The sequence below is a fragment of the Paenibacillus sp. JDR-2 genome (genome assembly GCF_000023585.1).
In the GTDB taxonomy this organism is placed as follows: Bacteria; Bacillota; Bacilli; order Paenibacillales; family Paenibacillaceae; genus Pristimantibacillus.
Genome location: NC_012914.1, coordinates 6,878,881 through 6,902,364, shown reverse-complemented (window position 1 = coordinate 6,902,364; position 23,484 = coordinate 6,878,881). Strand labels below are relative to the sequence as shown.

Below are 23,484 nucleotides of genomic sequence, written 5' to 3'. Positions count from 1 at the left end.
TGGCGGCATTTATGCGCAATAGTGAGGGTAACCTCATAGCTAGTGAGGAGCAACGTGCACAGTAGGTGGAGTGGCTCACTATTGCGCATTTGGAGCTGGTCCGAGCACCACTTTATGGCAGAAAAGCTCACTATTAGTGAGCTTTTCTGCTCTATACATGCTTGTGGCGGGCATTTTCGCGCAATAGTGAGTCTACCTCACTAATTAGTGAGGCCCCCCACGCTCAGACGTGCCTCGGGCGGACAATTACGCGCAATAGTGAGGGTAACCTCATAGCTAGTGAGGAGCAACGTGTTGCAGTAGGTGGAGTGGCCCATTATTGCGCATTTGGAGCTGGTCCAAGCACCACTTTATGGCGGAAAATTATTTGATCGGTACATCGGCACTCTAGTGCGCCGACTCCGCGTCCCCGCGGTTTGAAGCCCAAGGTGCAACTACTTCGTGTAATGGCTCGTCCAAGAGGTTACAATAAGAGTTGGAATAAACAAGAAAATGGATAAGGAATGATGTGCAATGGGGATGCAGCGCACAACGATCTTGATTGCGGAGGATGACCCGGATATTGCGGAGCTGATTGCGCTCCATCTAGGCAAGGAAGGCTACCAGCTGCTGAAGGCCGCTGACGGGAGAGAAGCCGTCCGTCTCGTTCAGACGAATACAATCGATCTGGTTATTCTCGACATTATGATGCCGCATATGGACGGTTACGAAGTGGTTCGCGTTATTCGGGAGCAGCAATACCGGATGCCGATTATTTTTTTAAGCGCCAAGACGTCCGATTTCGATAAAATATCCGGCCTCGTCATGGGCGCCGACGATTATATGACCAAACCGTTTAATCCGATGGAGCTGCTCGCAAGAGTAAATGCCCAGCTTAGACGCTTCAGGCAGCTGAATCAGCCGGTCGCCGCTCCAACTCATGCGGCTTCCGCCATTGTGGCGGGAGGGCTGACGATTGACCAGGAGCAGCGGAACGTTACCTTGTACAATGACCGGATTGATCTGACGCCGAAGGAATTCGATATTCTGTATTTGTTGGCCAGCCATCCGAAGAAGGTATTCAGCGCGGAACATATTTTCCAGCAGGTATGGGGCGAGGCCTATTACGAGAGCGGCGGCAACACGGTGATGGTTCATATCCGGACATTACGCAAGAAGCTTGGCGAGGACAAGCAGCATCAGCAATGGATCAAGACGGTCTGGGGGGTAGGTTATGCCTTTCAAGGCTAAAAAGTTACGCAGCTTCCGCACCCGGATGATCGAACTGTTCGTCATGAGCCTGCTCATCTCTGGAGCGGTGACGTACCTGATTTACAGGCTGCTGAAGTCTTACTACAACCAACGAGTCCGTTATGCCGACGATCCGATCGTCCAGGCCCGCAGCTGGCTTAACGATATTGGCGATTTGAATTTCTTCCTGATTTTCTTCCTGCCGTTATCGTTCTTCTTCTTTTATTTATTCACCAAGCCTTACGTCTCTTACTTCAAGGAAATATCGACAGGTATTCACCGGCTCGCCAACGGGGATTTCACCGGAAGGGTGATGGTTCCCTCCGATGACGAGTTTGGCGTTATTGCGGGGGACTTGAACGTAGCGGGCGAGATGCTGCAAAAGGCGGTGGAGCGGGGAGACTTCGCCGAGAGCAGCAAGGATCAGCTCGTGCTTAATCTTGCGCATGATCTGCGGACACCTCTCACCTCGGTGCTCGGCTATCTGGATTTTATTCTGCGCGACGAGCAGCTGTCCCTTGAGCAGGTCCGGCATTTTGCCGCTATCGCGTTTAATAAATCCCAGCGCTTGGAGCGGCTGGTGGACGAGTTGTTCGAGGTTACCCGGATGAACTACGGCATGCTGACGCTGGACAAGAAGCAGATTGATTTGTCCGAGCTGCTGATGCAGCTGAGCGAAGAGCTGTACCCGGTGTTTGTGAAGAGCCGACTGACGGCAAGGCTGGAGCTTCCTCCCCATCTCGTGATGGAGGCGGACGGCGAGCTGCTCGCCCGGGTATTCGAGAATTTGCTGACGAATGCCGCCCGTTACGGGCAGGATGGCGAATATGTAGATATTAAGGGAAGAACCGAGAACGGCCATGCCATTCTAGAGATTATCAATTACGGCGATTCGATCAAGCCGGAGGATCTGCCGCATCTGTTCGATATGTTCTACACCGGAGACCGCGCCCGTTCTCCCGAAGGCAGTACGGGGCTAGGGCTGTTTATCGTCAAAAATATCGTCGAGCAGCATCAAGGCATCATAACGGCGGAGAGCAGCACGATCCGGACCGTATTTACGGTTAAACTACCGATTTAAGAAAAACTTTAACTTTTACCCCACTTCTTTTTAAATAGTGTCCTATATCCTTAGTTGCATGAACAAAACAAAGGAGAATGGGCCATGAAGAAGTGGGTTTTTGCGTTTATCCTTGTCATCCTGTTAAGTTACGGGATCTCGCAGCTTAATGTAAAAAGCGCCGGGGAAGACAAGGTTGATATAGAAAACGGGTCGCTGCCGCAGCAAGACAGCAAGATGATTACCGTGAGCAAGGAGCAGATGTATAAGGGGGATCTGCTCCTTGTGAATAACGACTATGCTCTGCATCCGGAAGGGATACGTTCGGATATCGTCTCGTTATCGGATCGTCAGGATCTGGTCCAAGGCTACGGCCTGCTTGATCCGTCGATTCAGCTGTCCGAGTCGGTGGCAAAGGACTTTGGCGAGATGGTGAAAGGAGCGAAAAAAGACGGTGTGGAGCATTTTCTCATCAGCAGCGGCTACCGCGACGCGGAAAAGCAAGACCAGCTGTACCGCGATATGGGGCATGACTATGCGCTTCCTGCTTACCACAGCGAGCATAATCTCGGCTTATCGCTGGATATCGGTTCAACCACTGCAAAGATGGACGAGGCCGAGGAAGGCAAGTGGTTGAAGAAGCACGCATGGGAATACGGGTTTATTTTGCGTTATCCGAAAGGGAAAGAAGACATTACAGGCATTCAATATGAACCGTGGCATTTCCGTTATGTCGGGAAGGCGCATAGCGCCATCATGTATAAGCAGGATCTGACGCTGGAGCAGTATCTGGACAAGCTGAAGCAAACGAAGGCCATGTCGATTACGGCAGACGGTCAAAAATATACTGTCGCCTACTACCCGATGGTCGGAAGCGGTGCCACCATTCAAGTGCAGAACGGCAAGCCGTACGAGGTATCCGGCAACAATTACGACGGCGTAATCGTAACGATGTACGCCTAGATAAAGTTATTGTAAAGCGCGCTTAGAGCGCAACTGTAGACGGTAAAAAACCGTATTACAGTTGCGCTGCAGGCGCGCTACTTTTTTTATACTTATAAGTGCCCTTGTTCCTGACGATATTCTTACTGTACTGTTGGATTATAGTAGGGAAGAACTAGAATTGAACCGTGAGGTGAGAATTTGAGCAATATGAATTTTCAGGTGAATCTACAAGGTATTATTGATCTCTTATCCAATCATTTGTATTCCGATCCGGGCGTATTCGTCCGCGAGCTGCTTCAGAATGCGGTGGATGCGGTGACGGCGAGAAAGAGACTTGGACATATAACGGAGGGGAAGGTAGCGGTAGAGCTGTTCCCGTCCTCGCATACGATCTCTTTCATGGATAACGGCATCGGTCTTACGGAATCGGAAATCGAACAATTTCTGGCGCGGATCGGAAGCACAACAAAGAAGGCGGATCAGGACTCGGCGGACGATTACATCGGCCAGTTCGGCGTTGGTCTTCTGTCCTGCTTCGTCATCAGCGACGAGATTGTGCTTATTACACGGTCCGCCCTCGATGGCGATTCGCTGGAATGGCGCGGCAAGCCGGATGGCACCTATGTCACGAATAAGCTGAAGAGAACGGTTCCGATCGGAACAACGGTGTATCTGAAGCTGAAGCCGGAATACGAGGAATACGCCGAGTGGTATAAGATGTACCAGCAGCTCGAGCGATTCGGCAAATATTTGGAGACGCCAATCGTGCTGACGGAGGACAAGGACAGCCGGCAGATCAACGATACGACTCCTCCTTGGCGCATGAGCCAATCGGAAGCGATCTCCTATATCGAGGACAGCGAGTACGAGAAACCGATGGATATTATTCCTCTGAAGTCTCTGATCGGAGACACGGAAGGGATTGCTTATATATTGCCTTATTCCGTCAGCCTGCAGGACGAGAAACGCCATAAGGTATACCTGAAGCGCGTCCTGCTGTCGGACAAAATGAACAATATTTTGCCGTCATGGGCCTTTTTCGTCAATGGCATCATTAACACAAACAGCCTTCGGCCAACGGCGTCGAGGGAGTCGTTCCAGGAAAACGACCTTTTCTACGCGGTACGGGATGAGCTTGGAGTCTGCATCAAGCGGTATCTGATAGAGCTCGCTGACAATGATCCGGAATTATTCGCTCGGATTGTGCTTATTCATTATGCTTCGATTAAAACGATGGCTGCCGAGGACGAAGAGCTATATGAGCTGTTTATCCTGCATTTGAGCTTCGAAACGTCATTCGGCGATCTGAAAATGGCCGATATATTGCGTAATCACCGTACCGTTATGGTCACTTCCAGCTTTGACGAGTTCAGGCAGGTAGCCCGCGTGGCGAAAGCCCAGAACATGATGGTCATTAACGGCGGTTACGTCCATGACCTGGAGCTGGTTCGGAAGCTTCCTTCCATTGACGAGCAGGTGCAGGTCAGCGTGCTCGATATTCTCAGCTTCTCCAGCCGCTTCGAATCGCTCGGCCGGAGCGAGCGGGATGAAGTGCAGCCTTTCCTGGACCTGGCGGACCGGCTTCTTGCGCCGTATCAATGCCGCTCGTTGATCAAATGGTTCGAGCCCGCGGACATTCCCGTCCTCTTCAACATTAATCAGGAGGTTAACTTCTTCAAGATGATGGAGGAGAGCGAGGAGCAGGCGAACACGCTGTTTGCCGAGGTTATTCACGTGATCAAGGACGAGTTGTACGAGAAGCCTTATGCAAGACTGTGCTTCAACTACAATAATCCGATTGTCCGCAAGGCTATCGCATCCGGTGATCTTAAGCTCCAGCAGAACAGCATTGAGCTGTTATATACGCAGGCGCTGCTTATGGGGAACCATCCGCTCAGCAGCGAGGAGCTAAGACTGATGAACGAGTCGCTGCTTCAATTCATGAATATGGGCCTTGACCGGAACGCCGAGGTCGGCAGATGAAGAACCGTTTTCAGGAGCTGAGGCGCTCGACATGGTCCATGCCGGATGGCAAGCAGAAGCTGGCCGTTCTGGAAGAGATGATCCGAGTCGCCGACCGGTATATGACGGAAGAGGAAGCTTATCATGCGAGAATGGACTACTCCAATGCGGCACCGGAATGCGGTTGTCCGGAGCGGATGCTGGTCTCCTTCTCCTGGTGCTTGTCGAAATTCGAGAATAATCCTGGCGAGTATTCGAACTTTTATATTATGTGGCATTATAAATGGGTGCTCGGATACGTTTGGCGGATGCCGGAATTAAGCCTGGAGCAGATTGAGCGGATTTACGAGGATTTTAAGGAAAAATGCGTCACCTACGGCTATAGTCTCCGGGTGTATTATCAGAAGCGGGTTAGTCTCATGCTATGGCAGGGTAAACTGGCCGAAGCGGCAGATTACTACAAGAGCTGGAGAGCCGCGAAGCGGGATTCCTTATCGGACTGCAGCGCCTGCGAGCAGAATATGTTTGGAAGCTATCATTTCGCGATTAATCATCATAAAAAAGGGCTCCAATCCCTGAAGCCTATCCTCGAGGGCAAGATGTCCTGCCGTTCGATCCCGGAGAGCACGTACAGCGAAATGATGATGCCGCTGCTTAAGCTTGGGGAATACGACCGGGCATTGGAAACCGCGAAAAAAGCCTACCGTGCCCTTAAAGGGCCGTCCTATCTCGAGGAGTACGGTACCTTCCTGCAGTTCTTCACCGTAACGGATATGCCCAAAGCCGTAAAGCTGTATGAGCAGACGATCCGGTTAGGTCTAGGCAGCAAGCTTGGTTGGGACCGGCTGCAATATATGTTGTCCGTCCGTATTTTCCTGAAGGAATGGAGCAAGGGTAAACGGAGGAAGAAGCTTGCCGAGTCGGAGACCGTTACTTTAGCCTGGTTGGATGAAGAGATCGAGCGTCTGGCACAGGCGTTTAACCGCCGAAACGGCAATACCTTCGTGGAAGATCTGGTTCGGGAAAAAGAAAAGATGGCTGCGCGCCTGCAGACCGCTTACGGAACCTAATAATAAGCTGCTCCCAAGCAAAAAAGGCTTAGGGGAGCAGCCTTTTTTTTGTCGCGGAGCTCTAACGAAACGTCATATTCTTATTTGCCCAATTTTGAAGGATTTTTGAGGCTAACGAAACGTGGTAGCCTTATTCGGCTCTTTGAAGCTGAAGTGGCAGGTAATTAGGTGCAATAGCGTGTCTACGTTTCGTTAAATCAGCAGAATCCTGAAATGGAGGCAAATAAGAGTACAGAGGTTCGTTAGAGCCGGATTAAGGGTTAGAGCTTATGGAGATACTACTCCTTACCAGTTGACAGTGGCGGTCGCAAGGTACATAATAGCACTAGAATGAACGTTCTATCTAGTGGATCGATCTTAACCTGTTGGAGGAAGCAACATGTTCGAACAATACAACAAAGTACAGAAAGCCGTGCTCGAGACAACGCTGCAGATTATTATCCGCAAGGAGCTTCAGGCTACTTCGATGGCTCTTATCGCCAAGGAGTCCAAGGTATCGACGGGCAGCATTTATCATTATTTCAGCAGCAAGGAAGAAATTATTAACGAGCTGTACACGTCTATCGTTACGTATAACGGCCAGTTCGTCCAGGAAGGCTTGAACCGGGAAGGGACGATCCGGGAGCGGTTCAACTGGGGTTGGGAACGCGTGATCGAGACCAGCCGGCAGTATCCGGAGGGATTCCAGTTCATCGAGCAGTATTCCTTCTCGCCGTATATTTACGAAGAGGTGAAGCAAAAAGCCTACAACGGCGGCTGGTGCGCACCGATGAACAAGCTTTATGCGGATGCGATGGAGCAAGAACTGTTCAGAGAGATGGACCCAAAGCTGCTTGTCCAGATGCATTACGGCTCTATGGTCTACATGGTGAAAAGTTATTTGCAGGGCAATTCGGATTTAACCGATGCCGGGATTGGGCAGGCGATCGAAGTATGCTGGCAGGGAGCCATCAGAGGGTAACGCCGTTAATGAATGGTGAGCAAGGCTTCTTCCGCCGCGGCCTTCAAGGCCGGCTTCTGGGTTCACTAGAATGAACGTTCGGTCTAAAGTTTGATAATTAGAGGAGAGAATCATAATGAATAAAACGATCTTGATTACAGGAACAAGCAGCGGATTAGGCAAGCTGACAGCGATCCATTTCGCTAAGCTGGGATGGAATGTGGCGGCAACGATGCGCACGCCGGAGAACGAGACGGAGCTGACGCAGTACAGCAACGTGAAGCTGTTTAAGCTGGACGTAACGGATGTGGAGCAGGTACGGACTGCGGTAGCCGATGCGATTGAAGCTTTTGGACGGATTGACGTTGTGGTCAACAATGCGGGCGTTGGCGCTTATGGAGCCTTGGAGCTGGCGAAGGAAGAGACGATCGACTGGCAGTTCGGCGTTAACGTGCGCGGACCCATTAACGTTATTCGTGCGATGCTGCCTCATTTTCGCGCGAATAAATCGGGGATGTTTATTACAATCAGCTCGTTTATGGGCGTGACAACAGCCGTACCGACCGGTTCTTTATATAACATGTCCAAGTTTGCCCTGGAAGGATTAATCGAAGGCTTGTATTACGAGCTGAAGCCGCTTGGGATTGAGCTGAGACTGGTGGAGCAGGGCGGTTCGTCGGGCAATAACTTCGTGAACAAGATCGCCTGGGGTCAAAGCGGGGAGATTACCGATTATGACGAGATTACCGCAAAGGTAAAAGCGATGATGGGCAGCCGTGCCGTAGACGAATTAGACGATCCGCAAACGATTGCAGATGCAATCGCTCGCTTGGCCTTGGGAGAGAGCAAGCAGTTCCGCACGCTGGTGGGAGAAGCTGCCCATCAATTGACGGATATGAGAAAATCGATGCCGATTGAGAAGTATTTGGAACAAATCGCAGCGCAGTATCAATAATGCAAGGTAAGGAGAAAAGCCGGTCACGTCTTAGGACGTGGCCGGCTTTTTGCTGGTCCAATGCGCGGGACGGCTAAGTGCGGGCGGAAGCTTGGTGTCCGCATTGCCCTTTGCCGCTTGGAGCTGGACTTGGGTGAGGAACAGGCTTTCGCTTAAGTCTGCTCCGCTCAAGTCGGTATCCCGCATATCGGCGCCGATCAGATCGGCATGGCGAAGGTCGGCACCGCGGAGATCGGCCGCGATGAGATAAGATCCGCGCAAATTAGCGCCGCGAAGATCGGCGTTCTGCAGCTTGGCGCCCATAAGGTCGGCGCCGCGTCCAATCGTTCTTTTTCTTCGGGCATCGGTCTTGGCATTTGGCGCTTTAGCCCGTACGAGCTCGCTTGTCTTCAGCAGCAGGGTATTCACCTCGGCCCGATGAGCGGCAAAGTCCAGCTTGAGCAAGGCTTCCGCATCCAAGCCGGTGAGGCGTTCCGTCTCTTTCCAAGCGGCATGCAACTCCGATTGGAGCGGCTTGGCCGCTGGATTCTCATGCGCTTCGGCTAAATACCAGAGAAGCTCCTGCAAATGCCACATTACGGGAAAAGCTTCAACCATAAGCTTTGCTGTCTGCGGATCTTCCCGCCAGCTGCGTCCGCCGAAGGTATGCTGCGACAGCTTTTGTCCGGCGCCAAAGCAGTCGTACACCGTACAGCCGCGAAAGCCCTGCTGCCGAAGCTTGGTATGAATGCCGCAGCGGTAATCGTTCTGCAGATTACGGCAGGGTTGTCCGCTTTGTTTATCTATGGCAAAGTCCGCCGAAACGGCAAAAGGGAGCGCAACGCAACATAACCCAAAGCAATTGTCGCAATCCCCGCGAAGGTGTTTGCGGTCAGGGATCATTTTTATTCCCTCCTTGTAGGGTCTACTCTTTCAATTTTAACGGATGGAAGGCGTGATAGAAACGGATAAAACAATTATATTCCTTTATGTGGAAGTGCTGCTCGTTTATGATAGAGATACCGAAAAAGAGAAGGGGACCGGTATAAAATGACTAATCAGCCGATGGCTGTCAGCTCGGTGCTGGCGCCTGACTATTTAATGAGCTGCCTTAGCGGGCAATATGAGCTTGGCCAATGGACGCAATGCGTGTATTGGCTTCGCGGCTTAAACGATACCTACCGCGTGCAAACCGAAAAAGGAACCTATATATTAAGAATCTACCGGCAGGAGGTCGGAGAGAGAGAAGCCGCGTATGAGATGGCGCTTCTTGGTCAATTGGAAGACCTGCTGACAGGAACGGAAGCTTCAATAGCATCCCCGGTTATGAAGGCGGGTGGCACCCGCTACTCGGTTATTGCCGCACCGGAAGGGGAGCGGATCGCCGTTCTTTTCGAATATGTGGAGGGAATTGAGAACCGGCTGCAGGACGAAGAGAGCTGTTACGCGTTTGGGCAGTCGGCCGCACAGCTCCATCTAGCGATGGATCAGGTCCGGCTTGAGCTTCCGCGCCGGGAGCTGGATGCGGATTTTTTGGTGGAGGAATCCTTGCAGCTCATTATTCGCCATATTGGCAAGGACCATCCGGCGGCGGGTTTTCTCCGCGAGTATGCCAATGCTTTGAAGGATAGAGTTGCTTCCGCCGCCGCGGCGGGGCTCGATTGGGGCATCTGCCACGGCGATATGCATGGCAACAATAATGCCGTTGAGACGGACGGGCGATACACCCATTTTGACTTTGAGTGGTCGGCACCCGGCTGGCGGGCTTACGATCTTGCCCAGGTCCGCAACAGAAAGCGGCAATCCGCCGAGAGCAAGGAGCAGCTATGGCAGGCATTACTGGCCGGATATCGCAGCGTAAGGTCCTTTTCGGAAAAGGATGAGCAGGCGGTGGAGCTGTTTATGCTTGTCCGGCGTTTTTGGATTATGAGTCTTGATGTCCATTTCGTCCCGACCCAGTCCGGCGCGCTTGATTACGGCGAGGACTGGCTGAACGAATTCCTGGAGGAATTCCGCTCGGCAGGATTGGTTCAGCATACTTCGCAAACATAAAGCAAGGAGGCAATCATGTATCCAAAAGTACGAACGGGCAGGCAAATATGGCTCATGAGAACGGCAATTGCTATAGCGGTATGTTTTGTTTTATTTATTGGATTCGTGTATGCCTATGACCGGCCTGGCGGTATCTCGGATTGGCGATATGCGCGTGCGTCGGGTATATCAGGAACAATAAAAATTCCGCTGGGAGCTACCCCGGAGGAAGCCGTTCGAAAATTCAGGAGCGAAGCAACGACGCATATCATTTATCGGGAGCCCGTTGCCGGAGGTGCCCTGCTGTTTACGAAACTGAATGAGCAGAAAGAAGGAAACAACCTGGGGATAGAATTTGTTCAGAAAACCTTGCTGGGTTGGAAATGGGTCTATGGAGGAACCTATAGTTATTCCGCCGCTGATCGGAATGAAGCGTTAAACTTCATGAGCATACCGAAGTATAAAGGGATAAAAGGCCCGTTTCCGATAATATTCGGGCAGATTACGAACAGCGCTATAACGAGTGTCAAAGTTACCGTTGGCGGTGATAAGGCAGGAGTGTATAACGCCAAGATTATTAGCGAAGGCGTTCTGCAGAGAATCTGGTATGTCATCCTTCCGGCTGCAGCGGATAAACCGTACAAGTTAGAAGCTCTCAATAGAGAGGGAAACGCTGTAGCCAGCAAAACCTCTGATGATCCAACCGATTTCGGTAGCATTATGTTGCTTAAAAAGTAGAGCTACGTTGGATTTGATGCAGCGTAATGCGCTTTTATGGCTAGTAACTCACTCTACATTGGATCGGGTCCAGTGTAATTCGCTCGTTTCGGCAACGGAAGACCAATTCGGCCGTTTTTACTGTAGAGAATCCAATGTAGCCTCCGACACCCTCCATTTTAGTCCATTTTTATTGTAGAGAATCCAATGTAGCGGTTTTGCGTAAGGTAGGGAGCCGGAAGCGAGGCAGCGCACCAGAAAGCAATAAGGCGGCTAAAAACGGAAAGAAGCGGTGCAGATTTAATCCCTGCACCGCTCTTTTCTATGCCAGATAGTGGCTCTGAAGCTTCGCCCGGCGCTCGGCGTTGATGCCGAACTCCTGCTCGAGGTAGGCTTCGAAGGTGCCGTAGCTTTCTTCGATTGCGTTAAATACCGCAACGAGGAATTCCTCGCGGAGGCGCATTTTCTCCATCAATTCTTCGATCTTCTCCTCGGGGAGATGCGGCTTCATACGTTCTCTCAGTTGATCGTTCATTGGAGCCAGCGTCTCGTTGGAGATCAGATAGTCCGCGATAATCGTCCCGCGGTCCACGCCAAGCGTCGTAAGGATCAAAGCTGCGCCAACGCCGGTACGGTCGCGGCCGCCCATGCAGTGATGAAGGAAAGCTGCGCCTTCCTGCTCTTCGAACAGCTGAATCAGCGCTTTGAACGAAGGGTTATTCAGCGGCATTACGCCGTACATCTTAGTCATTTGCTCGAGCGACATTTGGTCCATCAGCTTAACCATATCCTTCTCGAAATCGGCGGAGGTCATGGCCGGATTATTAATCGCCGGCACGCGGATGTTCTTAACCGAAGGGATAGCCGGGTCCGGCTGCTTCTCCGATTCATGGTCGTCGCGGTAATCGAAGATAGCCGTGATGTTCAGCTCCCGCAAAAGAGCGATATCCTTCTCCGTCATTGCGGATAAGTCTGCCGAACGGAAGATCAGGCCAGGCTTTACTTCGCGTCCGTCGTTTGTTTTATAGCCGCCCATATCGCGGAAATTAAGTACGCGCTCCATCGGAACGATACGTTCGAATTGATTAGTTGTCATGATTTTCTCACCTTTCATTAGTTGAATATAGTTGGGTTAGACGGCTTGCATGGCATTGTGCTGCTGAAACATTTGATGCTCTTTGCCTTCATAAATATGCTGGGTCATACGCTCGGTCAGCTCCTCCGGCTTGCCGTCGAAGACCACCTTGCCGCCTTTGATCCCCACGATGCGGGTTGCGTATTGCTTGGCGACTTCAACCTGATGCAGGTTAACGAGACAAGCAATTCCCTGTTCCATGCAGTTCGTATGAAGCGAATCCATGACAATCTTGGAGGAGTTCGGGTCAAGGGATGCGATTGGCTCATCGGCCAGAATAAGCGAAGGCTTCTGGGCCAGCGCGCGGCAAATGCCAACCCGCTGCTTCTGGCCGCCGGACAATTCGTCAGCGCGTTTGTACACCTGCTCCGCAAGGCCAAGCTTCTCAAGGAGAGTAATAGCCTGAAGCTTATCTGCTTCCGAGTAACGGCTGAATACGCCGTTAAAAGCACTCATTTGACCAAGGCGACCATGCAGCACGTTTTCCAGAACGCTTAGCCGGTCAACCAGGTTGTAATGCTGAAAGATCATCCCGATATGGGAGCGGATCTGGCGGAGCTGTTTTTTGCCGGCGCCAACGATCTCCTGACCTTGGAACGAAATCGATCCTTCCGTAGGATCAATCAGGCGGTTAATGCAGCGGAGCAAAGTAGACTTGCCGGCGCCGCTTGGGCCGATAACCGCGATGAATTCATTTGGATATACTTCCAGATCAATGCCGTTTAAGGCTAAGGTGCTGGAGCCGTATCGTTTTTTTAAGTTGTTGATTTGAAGCATTGGTTTCATGCTAGTTGCCTCCTAAAAAGAATTGTTGCCTAATGAGCAACTCAAGTGCGAAACTGTGACAATTCTTGCATCGAAAGCATTAACTTAAAGCTATTTGTGGCTGCGTCCCGATAAGCTATGGCGAATGAGGTTAGTCGTCATTTCCAGTAAGAACAACGTAATAAAGACAATGAGAATGCCAAGCGTCAGCGGCTTGAAGTCATAAAAGCTTATATATTCCTGCAGCAGGACACCAATCCCCCCGGCACCTACAATCCCGAGAATGACGGTTTCCGCAACGGTAATTTCGAAGTTGAAGGCGATGCTGGCCAAAAAGGCCGTCATCAGCTGCGGGGTTACGCCGTTAAATACAAGATTCCACCAGCCGCCGCCGACTGCTTTTACGGCTTCGATAATGTCTTTGCCGGCCTCATCGATCTGATCCGAGAAGACGCGCGTCAAAAAGGCGACAGTAGGGAAAATCAGTCCAAGCACGCCGGCCATCGAGCCAAAGCCGATGCTCGCAACGGCAAGCAGTACCCAGACCGTAACGGGGATTGTCCGGACGATAACGATAATTGCCCGGATGAGCTTCGCAAGAAACGGAATAGGCGCCGTGTTGGTTGCAATAACGAAAGCAAGAAAGAACGAGATGACAACGCTAATGACCACCGTTAAAAACGCTATGATAAGCGAGGTAAGGAGCCCGTCCATTAAGGCCGGGAATTCCGAAAAGGACATTTGCATCATCATGCTGGCGATATGCGGGATCTGATGCAAGCCTTGTTTGAATTGATTCAGGTCAAGCTTTAAATAGAAAAAGCAAGGGATGAACAGCAGCAGCATAATGCCAATGAACCAGCGCTGCTGGCGCTGCGTTGCTTTGTGGCCAATCCGGATTTTCTTCAAATTACTCGCTCCCTTATCCGTTTCGTCATGAACTCGATGACCAGAATCAAGACGATTAGAATGCAAATCACGGTGGAGGTCCGGTTGTATTGGAACAGGTCCATCGTTAATTTGATTTGCGAACCAATTCCGCCGGCACCAACCAGGCCGAGGATGGAGGACGCCCGGATGCTGAGTTCAAACATGAACAAGGTCCACGAAATATAGCCGGGAATAAAAGCGGGAATAATGGCATGCTTAATTTTTTGAAGGTAGCCTGCCCCCATGGCATCAAGAGCTTCAGTCGCATGATTGTCGATCTCCTCAATCGCTTCCGCGTAGACGCGGGCAAGGAAGCCGCTGCCGAACAGGATCAGGGAGAAGATGCCCGGCATGCTGCCGACGCCGAAAATAACAACAAGAATCGATGCCCATACCAGGAACGGAATGTTGCGCAGCAAGGAGATAAAGCCGCGGAGCACCGTCCGGATTGCGGGATGCGGAGTTGTTTGGCGGGCCATCAGGAAGCCGAAAAGAAGTCCAATGATCGATGCCAGCACCGTTGCCACTACACCGTAAGCCAGCGTATCCAGCACAGGTTGCAGATAAGACGGTAAGTCCGATGCCTTCGGCGGCAGGAAGTCGGTGAACAAGAAGCGCAAGAAGATCGGAATACCGCTGACAAACTCCGAAAAGCTGAATTTAATGTACCAGAGCGAGAACACGACAGCGGCCGCAAAAAAAGCGAGCGAAACATTCCGCTTGAGCTTTTTTTGCTTCACCGCAGCTGCAGTTTGCATGAAGACAAGCCTCCTTCATTAATACCGAATGACGAAAGCAGCAATGCATGAGCCTTCATCATTCGGTTTACACCGTGCGGGTTATTTCAAAAGATCGTCCGGGCTAAGGTTCAATTTTTTCGCAATGTCGCGCAGACCGTCGAAGTCGCTGTCTTTTGCTTCAATGAATTTCGCGTCTTTCGAGCCTACGATGCCTTCCAGGTATTCCGGATTGTCATAGGAGAGAAGGAATTCTTTTACTTTTGCTTTCAGATCCTCCGGCAGGTCTTTGCGGATGCCAAGTGCCGTGCCCGGGAGCGATTGGGACTGGCCGATGACGCGATAGGAATCCTTTTCGATAATGCCTTTTGCCTCAAGCATAGCCGGCATCATGGCTGCCGTGCCGATTGCGTCATATTGTCCGCGGAGCAGACCGAGAATCGCTTTGTCGTGTCCGCCTGCGAATTGAACATCCTTGAAGAAGCCTTTTTCAACCTCGTCAGGAGTAATGCCAAGCTGATCTACGAGAATGGATTTCGGCAGCAAATGGCCGGTTGTCGATACCGGATCTACATAACCAAACGTTTTGCCCTTCAGGTCGGCAAGCGTTTGGATCGGGGAATCTTTTTTAACGAGAATAACGGATGCCGGCTGGTTTGCCATTGCGGGAATGGAGATCTCCGCGACCGGTTCTACGTTCGCACGGTCAACCGCTACGATATAGGAGAAAGGTCCAAACAAAGCGTAGTCGGCTTTGCCGTTTTTCATTGCTTCAATCGCTGCGTTGTAGCTTGTTGCTTTATAAGATTCAACCGGGATGCCAAGCTTTTCGGATAGTTTCTTTTCGAAGTCGCCATTAAGCTTCTGGGCTTGATCGGAGTTTTCGCCCGGCAGGTACGCGATAACGAATTTCTTGGGCGCTCCGTCCTTGCTGGTCGAGCAGCCGGCAAGCAGCGTAAGCGCGACGACGAACAAAGTCATAATCAGTACGGCTTTTTTCATTGGTTGATTTCCTCCCTAAAAGTGAACGATATCCTGTATACAGGTTGTATAATACGTGTGTTTTGTTATCGCATGGTTAGAGAAAATACAACGTTATGTTAAAAGATTGTTGAGGTATTGTAGACGCCATACCGGTGGCCTACAATAGGGACAGAACAGGAGAGGATGCTTCCGATGTCGCTTATTCAGAAGGCTTACGCGTATATAAGAGAACGGATTTTGCAGGGCGAATTCATGCCGGGCGCGTTGCTCTCCGAGGTTGAGCTGGCTGAGCAATTAGGCATGAGCCGTACTCCGGTAAGATCCGCGATGTCCCAGCTGGAGTCGCAGGGCTATGTCAGCGCGATTCAGAATCGGGGAATATTTGTGAAAGAAGTCTCGTTAAAGGAAATACTAGATATGATGGAAGTCCAGCACGCCTTTCAGCGAATGAGCTTGAAGGCCATTATGGAGAGCGGAGAGAAGCCTGACCTGAACGCGATGCAGGCGCACTTGGACGGGCAGATTGAAGCGACGGAACGCGTTGATTATTTCAGCTACCTACAGCACTTCTATAAATTTAACCGCTGCTTAATCGAAGCTTCGCGCAATACGGTTGTGCTTCAGATGTTTGATGCGCTGCAGGATAAGATGCTGCGGTTCTCTATAGTCGGCTACAAGAAAACGCCGCATATTCCGCATTTCTCGGCCAGCAAGATCAGCAGAAGTATTCTCGATCACCTGATTGCGGGAGAGTACGAGGAAATCCGCGAGATTATGGACCGAATATTGATTCAGGGCAAGAAACGTATGATTGAATTAAATTTGATGAAGATTTAACCTTTAACCGGGGAAGATAAGAGTGACATTAAGCAACGTATGCGGAGGCAGCAGGATGAACAGCATGAAGGCATTGGTGTTTGAAACGTTTGGCGGGCCGGAGGTGCTCGAGTACAAGGAGATCCCCGCGCCGGAGGTTAAGCCGGGAACCGTATTGGTGCGGCTCAAGGCCGCAGGCCTGAACTACGCCGATATTTACCGCAGGCGGGGCAATTATCATCTGGCGGGGAATCCGCCTTATATATTGGGTTACGAGGGAGCGGGCATCGTGGAGGAAGCCGCAGCCGATGCGGCGGGCTTAGCGCCGGGCGACCGGATCGCTTTCTGCGATGTTCCGCATGCCAATGCGGAGCTGGTTCTGGTACCGGCGGAGAAGGCGATACCGCTCCCGGACGATATCAGCTTCGAGACTGCGGCAGCGGTGCTGCTCCAGGGAATGACCGCGCATTATTTGACGCAGGACAGCTACCGCGTTCAGGCGGGCGACGAAGTGCTTGTCCATGCGGCGGCCGGAGGCGTTGGACAGCTGCTGGTGCAGCTCGCGAAGCGGCAGGGAGCGCGCGTGCTGGGACTTGTCTCTTCCGAGTCGAAAAGGGAAGCGGCGCTAGCAGCAGGTGCCGACGCAGCGCTGCTTTACGACAGCAATTGGGTAGCTGCTGCGAAGAAGTGGTCAACCGGCGGAGAAGGAGTATCGGTTGCTTATGATTCCGTTGGTTCTACCTTAATGGACAGCTTTGCGGCCGTGAAGACGAAAGGGACGGTTGTTTTCTTCGGCATGGCGGGAGGCGATCCGGCCTTTGTAGATCCGCGGATGCTGATGGATACGTCGAAGACGCTGACCGGCGGGGATCTGTGGAATCATGTCACGTCCCGAGAAGACCGCATCCGCCGGGCGGAAGAATTGTTCGCCTGGCTTCGGGACGGAAGCCTGAAGCTGGAGACGCCAAAAGCATTCCCGCTTGCGGAAGGCGCGGACGCCCACCGGCTGCTCGAAAGCCGCCAAAGCACGGGCAAGATTATTTTTGTTCCATAACCTCCATAATCGCTCGGCTAAGCCGGGGACGCTAATCATTAGAGGCGTACCCCGGCTTTTTATATGGAATGAGTTCATGGTGCGAAGGGCAACTTAATCCTATCCGCAGAGGAAGATGGCACCAGCTCTGTCATTTTTCAAAAGTTAACGTTGACGTTAACATTAACTTGGGTGTAGAGTATTTAACAGAGAGAGTAAAGGAAAGAGGCGATGAAGATCTTTTACAAAATCGAGGATGTTGCGAAGATGGTTGGTTTAACGAAACGCACGCTTCGTTATTACGAGGAGCTTGGCTTGTTAACTCCGCCGGAGCGCAGCGAAGGCGGCTTCCGCTTATATACCGACTATCATGTCGAGCGGCTGAAGAAGCTGATTAACGCGCGCGATGTGCTGGGCTTCTCCTTGCAGGAGCTGCAGCAATACGTGGCGATGAGCGAGGAATTTATTAATCAGCGCGATGAAATCCGGCAGACGGAGGACGCCCGGCTGCGTCTTCGGAAGATTGACGAGCTTGAGCAGACGGTTGATAAGCAACTGGAGCTGATTGACCTGAAGCTGGAGAAGATGAAGAACATGCGGTCGGAAATTCACCAGCTCAAGGACAGAATCAACGAAGCCAAAAAGAAATATAAACGGGAGTGAGAATGAGCGTGGCAAATTCATCTCAACCGGCAGCCTCTGCTGCCAATAAACCATTATCCGTTGAAAAAGGCGGTTTCTTTAATCAGCCCCGTGCGGTCTGGGCCGTCTTTTTCGCAGGCATTATCGCTTTTATGGGGATTGGTCTTGTCGATCCGATCCTGAAGGCTATTGCGGAAGAAATGCATGCATCCGCCAGCGAAGTAAGCCTGCTGTTCACCAGCTACAACGCCGTTATGGCGGTTGCGATGCTGATTACCGGCGTAGTGACGTCAAGAATCGGGATCAAATGGACGCTTCTTCTTGGCGTCGTCATTATCGCGGTATTCTCGCTCCTTGGCGGGATGTCGAACGATATTTGGGCGCTTGTCGGCTACCGGGCCGGCTGGGGTCTAGGCAATGCGTTTTTCGTAGCGACGGCGTTAACCGCAATCGTATCCTTGTCCAAAAGCGGCGTGACAAAAGCCATCATTCTTTATGAAGCCGCGATTGGCATCGGGATTTCGGTAGGTCCGCTGCTTGGCGGCGAGCTGGGCTCCATCTCGTGGAGAGGGCCGTTTATCGGCGTTGCCGGTCTCATGGTCATTGCCTTCCTGGCGATTATCTTTATGATGCCCAAAACAGCGGGAGCTCCCAAGGCTTCGGCCGCACCGGCGAAGAAAACTTCCCTGCTTGATCCGTTCCGGGCTTTGCGGCATCGTCCGCTTGTCGTCTTTGGCCTGACGGCTTGCTTCTATAACTTCGGCTTCTTTACGCTGATGGCTTATGCGCCTTTCGTAATGGGGCTTGGCATCCATCAGCTCGGTTACGTGTTCCTCGGCTGGGGCATTCTGCTGGCCGTTACTTCCGTCTTTATGGCACCATGGCTGCAGCGCAGATTCGGCACGGTCAAATCGATGGCGGTTATGCTGACGCTGTTTGGTCTTACCTTGCTTGCGATGGCCATCTGGACGAATACCCAATGGGTCATTATCGCGAGCGTTATCTTCGCGGGGGCTTTGCTGGGCAACAATAATACGCTTATTACAACAGGCGTAATGAATGCCGCTCCGGTCGAACGTTCGACGGCGTCGGCGGCATACAGCTTCCTCCGGTTTATCGGCGGCGCGATTGCCCCTTATTTCGCCGGCAAGCTGGCGGAATGGTTTAACCCGCATATTCCTTTCTATGTGGGAGCAGGTTTTGTTATCGTATCGGTTCTGTTCATCTTAGCGAACCATAAGCATGTGAAGCATGTCGATCATGCGGGAGGCCATTAATCCATCCCTTTTCTTTAGAAGAGCTATCCTTTGCGGATCACGAATCCGGTGATAGCTCTTTTCTTTCCTTAAAGCAAGGAAGGGTTTTCACCCGTTCCCGGCAAATAGATGTATCAGGATGCTCAAGACTTCTATTTATCTCCGGGAAGGAAGTGCTATTCTTGTCTAATCGAAAATCGCATTACGCCAGTCCAGCCGATCTGCCGCTCGTGAAGGAGCTTCCGGATCCTTTTGTCTTTGAGGACGGTCGCCGCGTGCAGACGTTAGCAGACTGGGAGGAACGCTCGCAGGAATTGCAGGATCTATTTCATTATTATATGTACGGTTACATGCCGGATGCTTCCGGAGAGCAGGTAACTTATGAGAAAACAGAGCAGGGTCTACGGGTTCATGTTACCCGGGGTGACACGGAAGATTCTTTTACGGCCCGCATCAGCTTTCCTCCCGAGGACGGTGTCATAGGCGGAACCTATCCGGTAATCTTTACGATTGGTTCGCTGGAGGGCTGGCGGCCGGACGGGCAGGACGCAACCAATTACGTGGAGCAGGCGAATAAACGGGGCTACGCCGTTGTGACTCTTCTCCCGCAGGAGATTGCATCGGATAATGCCGAACGCACGGGCGCCTTTTTCAAGCTGTATCCTTATGCGCAGGCACCGGATCAGAATGATGTTGGCATATTTATCGCGCTAGGATGGGCAGCGAGCAAAGTACTGGATGCCTTTGAACAACAGCTATATCCCGAAATCGATGCTGCCCGCGCCGCCGTGACCGGATTCTCGAGATGGGGCAAAGCAAGCCTTGTCGCCGGGATGACCGACAAGCGGTTTGCCTTGGTTAACCCTCATGCTTCCGGCGCTGGCGGCATGGCCCCCTTCCGGTATTCCTTTGAAGGAAAAGGTTATCCCTGGGGTATAGCCGGACGAAGCGAGCCGCTTGAAGCGCTGCAAAGCGAAGGCGAGGCGCATTGGTTTAGTTCCGTCTTCCGCCAGTTCAGCGATCTTGCAGCGCTGCCGTTTGACCAGCATGAGCTTGCTGCGCTGATTGCGCCAAGGGCACTTCTTCTGACCTGCGGTTATTCCGATGATTGGATTAATCCCGAAGGGATGTATGTCTCTTATGCGGAAGCCGAGAAGGTGTACCGCTTCCTTGGTGCCGAGGATCAGATCGGAATAGCCTACCGGCATGGCGGTCATAACCGGACCCAGGAAGATATCGACCATCTGCTCGACTATTGCGATTGGCGTCTCAAAGGGATTCCTCCGGTGCATTCGGATTTTAAAAGCTGTCTGTATGAACCCTGGAAATAGAGGGGAGAGTAAGTTTAAGCCGCTTGCAGAGGCCAAATTCTGCAGGCGGCTTCCTTTTTGACTTAACAACGTAACAATGTTATGTTATATTGAAAGCAAAGGAGGCTGAATCATGGAGGAAGAACTGATATCCAAGAAGGATTTATTGGAGCTTACGGGTATTTCGTATGGGCAGCTGTACCGCTGGAAGCGAAAGAACCTGCTCCCGGAGGAATGGTTTATCCGCAAGTCGGCGTTTACCGGGCAAGAGACTTTTTTTCCAAAGCAGAAAATCCTGGACCGAATCGATAAAATCGTCAATATGAAGGATGATCTTTCCTTGGATGAGCTGGCAGATATGTTCTCGCCGGCCTCAAAGGCCATTTCGATTTCGATGAAGGAATTAATAGAACGAAACATTGTTTCACTAAGTGCTGCGAAAGCAGCCGAAACCTATATCGGACAATCGGAAATGTACACGTTTGAGCAGACCTTATGCGTTTACATTTTGGATTATTGCCTGCAGACGGGGGAGATCAGCCTGGAAGAGGGCAAAACGATGCTGCCAACCTTCCTTGAGCATTACAAGAAGTTCAAAGAGCAGCAATGCGATCTGATTTTGCTTCGAAAGATGGGCGTATCCGTGTTTCTTCTTGTTTCATCCGGCGGCGAAATTCATTTCGAGAGCGGAGTAAAGATCATCCTCAGAGTGGATGTGCCGGCTATGATCGAGCAATTAAAATTGAAGCTAATGGCGATATAACGGAGGTGTAAAACGTACAATGGGAGAAAAACAACGAAAAATACTCATTACCGGGATCGGCAGATCCGGCGGCGGAGATGTTCATCTGGCGAAGATCGAGGGAGTCGGCAAGATTGAAGGGGATGTCCGGTGCTATGAGTTATCGATTAACGGCAAGGGCGATGTACAGGGGCATGTGAGGGCTGTCACGGCTTCCATCAATGGCATGTCTTCCATCCGCGGGGGATTGCATGCCGACAAGCTTAACATTGAAGGTAAAGTAAGCTTTGGCGGACCCGTCACGGGCGAACAGATGCGCATGAACGGAATGGTGACGGTGAAAGGCAGCTGCGAGACCGAAACCTTCGAAGCAAACGGACGAATGGACATCGAGACGTTAAACGCAAGCCAAATAAAGCTGACGCTGCAGGGAAGCAGTCATATCAACGAGATTGGCGGCGAGAGCATTCATGTCGGCAAGCAGCCTGGCAAAGGGTTCGCTAAATGGCTGCAGTCCGTTCCGGGGCCATTCGCCAACAAGCTGAGCGCTGAAGTCATTGAAGGGGACAACATCTATCTGGAGTATACGACGGCGGATATGGTGCGCGGAGGGGTCGTTCGAATTGGACCGGGCTGTACCATTGGCACTGTGGAGTATAAGCAAAGCCTTGACGTGCATAGCAGTTCCAAAATCATTAAGCATGTCCAAAGATAATAGAGGAGGAGGAGATCTTATGAATCAGCATGCAGCCGGGAACGCAATCAGAAACTTAAGAATCACCGGAAGCTCCAGCGTTATGGGCGGTACCTACAACAGCGTCAAGATTGTCGGAGAAGGCTCGATTGAAGGAGATACGAGCTGCACCAGGCTCAGCTGCGTCGGCACGCTGGAGATAGACGGCACGGTAACGGCCGACAAAATGAACATTGTGGGTACTTGCGAGGTAACGGGCGGACTGCGCGGTGGAGAACTCAAGACGTCAGGCACGGTCAGCGTTGGCGGGATTACTCAGCTGAGGGAGCTGAATATAGCAGGCACGATAGAATCGAAGAATCATGTCTATAGCGAGCAGATCAAGCTGAAAGGCATGCTGCAAACGTTGGGAGACTGCGAGGCCGAGCAGTTTACGGCGCGGGGCATCTTTGAAATCGGCGGTTTACTGAATGCCGGGAAGCTTCAAATCCATCTGTACCGGGACTGTAAGGCACATGAAATCGGCGGCGGTCATATAATAGTTCGCAAAGCCAAATGGCTGCATCCGCTCAGCTTCTTTTTTAAACCTTCTTCCAGCGCTAGGTTAACGGTCTCAGTTATGGAAGGAGATCATATCTATTTGGAAAATACAATTGCTGATATAGTAAGAGGGAATCAGGTTGTGATCGGGCCCGGCTGCGAGATCGGACTTGTCGAATTTAAGGATCATTTCGAGAATAGAAAAGACTCCGTCGTAAGAGATAACCGAAAAGTTTAGGCGATTTTGTGATGTTTTGGCAGACCGATTGACATCACCTCGGCCTTGCGCTAAAATTTCGCTGTGCGATCGTTCAGTGAAATACGAAGTAAGGAGGTGGCGACGATGACTCGCAACATCCGAAAAGAGCAGGCCGCTGAAACACGAGAAAAAATATTGGAAGCAGCAAAATCATTATTTGCGGAAAAAGGATACCATGGCACCCCTGTTCGAGAAATTACGAGGAAGATCGGGATGGGAGACGGTATCCTTTATCATTATTTTCCGGGCGGCAAGCGAGAGATTATGGCGGTGTTGCTACGTGAGAGCTTCGAGCACCGTAGAAAAGGAATAAAGCAGATTCAACAGGTTATCGAGGATCTCGAGCTGCGTGACGCGATGATCACCATTAAGCGCCGGTTGTACGAACTATTTACGGCGGATATGGCTTTGACACGGATTCTGTTCCGGGAGAATGACCTGCTGGGCTTCGAGGAAGCCGAGCAATTAACGGCGCTGCTCCGCGAGCAGTGCGCCATCTTTGAACAGTTTTTAAAAGACCGGCACGAGAGAGGCGAGATTCGCGATCTCGATTTCCGGATAGCGTCTAGACAATTCTTGTCCACGACCTTGCATGCGATTATGAGCAAATCGGTTGGGATACAGCTCCTGAACGAACCGGATGTTTATAAACATATGGAAGAGAATGTGGATTTTACAATAGATCTATGGAGAAATCCTTCAGCTACAGAGATAAAGCCGAAGGTTCTTTTGTTTGATTCACAATGAAATAC

General features: G+C 51.4%; 24 protein-coding genes. 18 read left to right on the top strand and 6 right to left on the bottom strand.

Annotated features, from left to right (window positions below; all coding sequences use genetic code 11):
• Positions 1–519 precede the first annotated feature (519 nt).
• From PJDR2_RS30305 to PJDR2_RS30275, 7 genes are all read left to right on the top strand, one after another.
• Positions 520–1,230, top strand: a complete 711-nt coding sequence (locus PJDR2_RS30305) for a response regulator transcription factor (protein WP_041614824.1) — start codon at positions 520–522, stop codon at positions 1,228–1,230.
• Entirely contained in the window at positions 1,214–2,311 is a 1,098-nt protein-coding gene (locus PJDR2_RS30300) for a sensor histidine kinase (protein ID WP_015847565.1), read from the top strand. The genes PJDR2_RS30305 and PJDR2_RS30300 overlap by 17 nt, the downstream gene beginning before the upstream one ends.
• An 84-nt stretch (positions 2,312–2,395) precedes the next feature.
• Positions 2,396–3,253, top strand: a complete 858-nt coding sequence (locus PJDR2_RS30295) for a D-Ala-D-Ala carboxypeptidase VanY (protein WP_015847564.1) — start codon at positions 2,396–2,398, stop codon at positions 3,251–3,253.
• Positions 3,254–3,442: 189 nt separating this feature from the next.
• Positions 3,443–5,218, top strand: a complete 1,776-nt coding sequence (locus tag PJDR2_RS30290; protein ID WP_015847563.1) for an HSP90 family protein — start codon at positions 3,443–3,445, stop codon at positions 5,216–5,218.
• Complete coding sequence (locus tag PJDR2_RS30285) at positions 5,215–6,267, top strand: hypothetical protein (protein WP_015847562.1); 1,053 nt, start codon at positions 5,215–5,217, stop codon at positions 6,265–6,267. The genes PJDR2_RS30290 and PJDR2_RS30285 overlap by 4 nt, the downstream gene beginning before the upstream one ends.
• 379 nt (positions 6,268–6,646) lie before the next feature.
• The gene (locus PJDR2_RS30280) at positions 6,647–7,228 is read left to right on the top strand and encodes a TetR/AcrR family transcriptional regulator (RefSeq protein ID WP_015847561.1); all 582 of its coding nucleotides are present in this window, start codon (positions 6,647–6,649) and stop codon (positions 7,226–7,228) included.
• A 115-nt stretch (positions 7,229–7,343) separates the two neighbouring features.
• Entirely contained in the window at positions 7,344–8,162 is an 819-nt protein-coding gene (locus tag PJDR2_RS30275; RefSeq protein ID WP_015847560.1) for an SDR family oxidoreductase, read from the top strand.
• Between the two features lie 30 nt (positions 8,163–8,192).
• Here PJDR2_RS30275 and PJDR2_RS30270 read toward each other — a convergent pair whose 3' ends face one another.
• Positions 8,193–9,044, bottom strand: a complete 852-nt coding sequence (locus tag PJDR2_RS30270; protein WP_015847559.1) for a pentapeptide repeat-containing protein — start codon at positions 9,042–9,044, stop codon at positions 8,193–8,195.
• Positions 9,045–9,191: 147 nt separating this feature from the next.
• On the opposite strand from PJDR2_RS30270, the gene PJDR2_RS30265 reads away from it, so the two are divergent.
• Together PJDR2_RS30265 and PJDR2_RS30260 are read left to right on the top strand one after the other, a co-directional pair.
• A complete protein-coding gene (locus PJDR2_RS30265; RefSeq protein ID WP_015847558.1) occupies positions 9,192–10,193 on the top strand; it encodes a phosphotransferase in 1,002 nt (333 codons plus the stop codon).
• 15 nt (positions 10,194–10,208) lie between these two features.
• The gene (locus PJDR2_RS30260) at positions 10,209–10,910 is read left to right on the top strand and encodes a hypothetical protein (protein WP_015847557.1); all 702 of its coding nucleotides are present in this window, start codon (positions 10,209–10,211) and stop codon (positions 10,908–10,910) included.
• Between the two features lie 301 nt (positions 10,911–11,211).
• On the opposite strand, the gene PJDR2_RS30255 is transcribed toward PJDR2_RS30260, so the two are convergent.
• The 5 genes from PJDR2_RS30255 to PJDR2_RS30235 all read right to left on the bottom strand — a co-directional run bounded on the left by PJDR2_RS30255 (position 11,212) and on the right by PJDR2_RS30235 (position 15,458).
• The gene (locus PJDR2_RS30255) at positions 11,212–11,985 is read right to left on the bottom strand and encodes a tyrosine-protein phosphatase (RefSeq protein ID WP_015847556.1); all 774 of its coding nucleotides are present in this window, start codon (positions 11,983–11,985) and stop codon (positions 11,212–11,214) included.
• Positions 11,986–12,021: 36 nt separating this feature from the next.
• Positions 12,022–12,810, bottom strand: coding sequence for a phosphonate ABC transporter ATP-binding protein (gene phnC, locus PJDR2_RS30250; RefSeq protein WP_015847555.1), 789 nt, complete (start codon positions 12,808–12,810; stop codon positions 12,022–12,024).
• A 90-nt stretch (positions 12,811–12,900) separates the two neighbouring features.
• On the bottom strand, positions 12,901–13,698 hold the full coding sequence (locus PJDR2_RS30245; RefSeq protein WP_015847554.1) for a PhnE/PtxC family ABC transporter permease: 798 nt from the start codon (positions 13,696–13,698) through the stop codon (positions 12,901–12,903).
• Positions 13,695–14,477 carry a phosphonate ABC transporter, permease protein PhnE gene (gene phnE, locus PJDR2_RS30240; protein ID WP_015847553.1) on the bottom strand — a complete coding sequence of 261 codons (783 nt, stop codon included), beginning with the start codon at positions 14,475–14,477 and terminating at the stop codon, positions 13,695–13,697. The genes PJDR2_RS30245 and phnE overlap by 4 nt, the downstream gene beginning before the upstream one ends.
• An 81-nt stretch (positions 14,478–14,558) precedes the next feature.
• Positions 14,559–15,458, bottom strand: a complete 900-nt coding sequence (locus PJDR2_RS30235; protein WP_015847552.1) for a phosphate/phosphite/phosphonate ABC transporter substrate-binding protein — start codon at positions 15,456–15,458, stop codon at positions 14,559–14,561.
• Between the two features lie 174 nt (positions 15,459–15,632).
• Between PJDR2_RS30235 and PJDR2_RS30230 the strand changes: the two genes are divergently transcribed.
• The 9 genes from PJDR2_RS30230 (at position 15,633) to PJDR2_RS32225 (ending at position 23,479) form a co-directional block, all read left to right on the top strand.
• The gene (locus tag PJDR2_RS30230; protein ID WP_015847551.1) at positions 15,633–16,277 is read left to right on the top strand and encodes a GntR family transcriptional regulator; all 645 of its coding nucleotides are present in this window, start codon (positions 15,633–15,635) and stop codon (positions 16,275–16,277) included.
• A gap of 64 nt (positions 16,278–16,341) precedes the next feature.
• A complete protein-coding gene (locus tag PJDR2_RS30225) occupies positions 16,342–17,310 on the top strand; it encodes a quinone oxidoreductase family protein (protein ID WP_041614821.1) in 969 nt (322 codons plus the stop codon).
• 210 nt (positions 17,311–17,520) lie between these two features.
• Positions 17,521–17,952 carry a MerR family transcriptional regulator gene (locus tag PJDR2_RS30220; protein WP_015847549.1) on the top strand — a complete coding sequence of 144 codons (432 nt, stop codon included), beginning with the start codon at positions 17,521–17,523 and terminating at the stop codon, positions 17,950–17,952.
• A gap of 2 nt (positions 17,953–17,954) precedes the next feature.
• Positions 17,955–19,208, top strand: coding sequence for an MFS transporter (locus PJDR2_RS30215; protein ID WP_015847548.1), 1,254 nt, complete (start codon positions 17,955–17,957; stop codon positions 19,206–19,208).
• A 161-nt stretch (positions 19,209–19,369) separates the two neighbouring features.
• A complete protein-coding gene (locus PJDR2_RS30210; RefSeq protein WP_015847547.1) occupies positions 19,370–20,518 on the top strand; it encodes a hypothetical protein in 1,149 nt (382 codons plus the stop codon).
• A 112-nt stretch (positions 20,519–20,630) separates the two neighbouring features.
• On the top strand, positions 20,631–21,260 hold the full coding sequence (locus PJDR2_RS30205; protein ID WP_015847546.1) for a YhbD family protein: 630 nt from the start codon (positions 20,631–20,633) through the stop codon (positions 21,258–21,260).
• A 19-nt stretch (positions 21,261–21,279) separates the two neighbouring features.
• Entirely contained in the window at positions 21,280–21,954 is a 675-nt protein-coding gene (locus PJDR2_RS30200; RefSeq protein ID WP_015847545.1) for a polymer-forming cytoskeletal protein, read from the top strand.
• Positions 21,955–21,973: 19 nt separating this feature from the next.
• Entirely contained in the window at positions 21,974–22,711 is a 738-nt protein-coding gene (locus tag PJDR2_RS30195) for a hypothetical protein (protein ID WP_015847544.1), read from the top strand.
• 105 nt (positions 22,712–22,816) lie between these two features.
• Entirely contained in the window at positions 22,817–23,479 is a 663-nt protein-coding gene (locus PJDR2_RS32225; RefSeq protein WP_015847543.1) for a TetR/AcrR family transcriptional regulator, read from the top strand.
• Positions 23,480–23,484 lie beyond the last annotated feature (5 nt).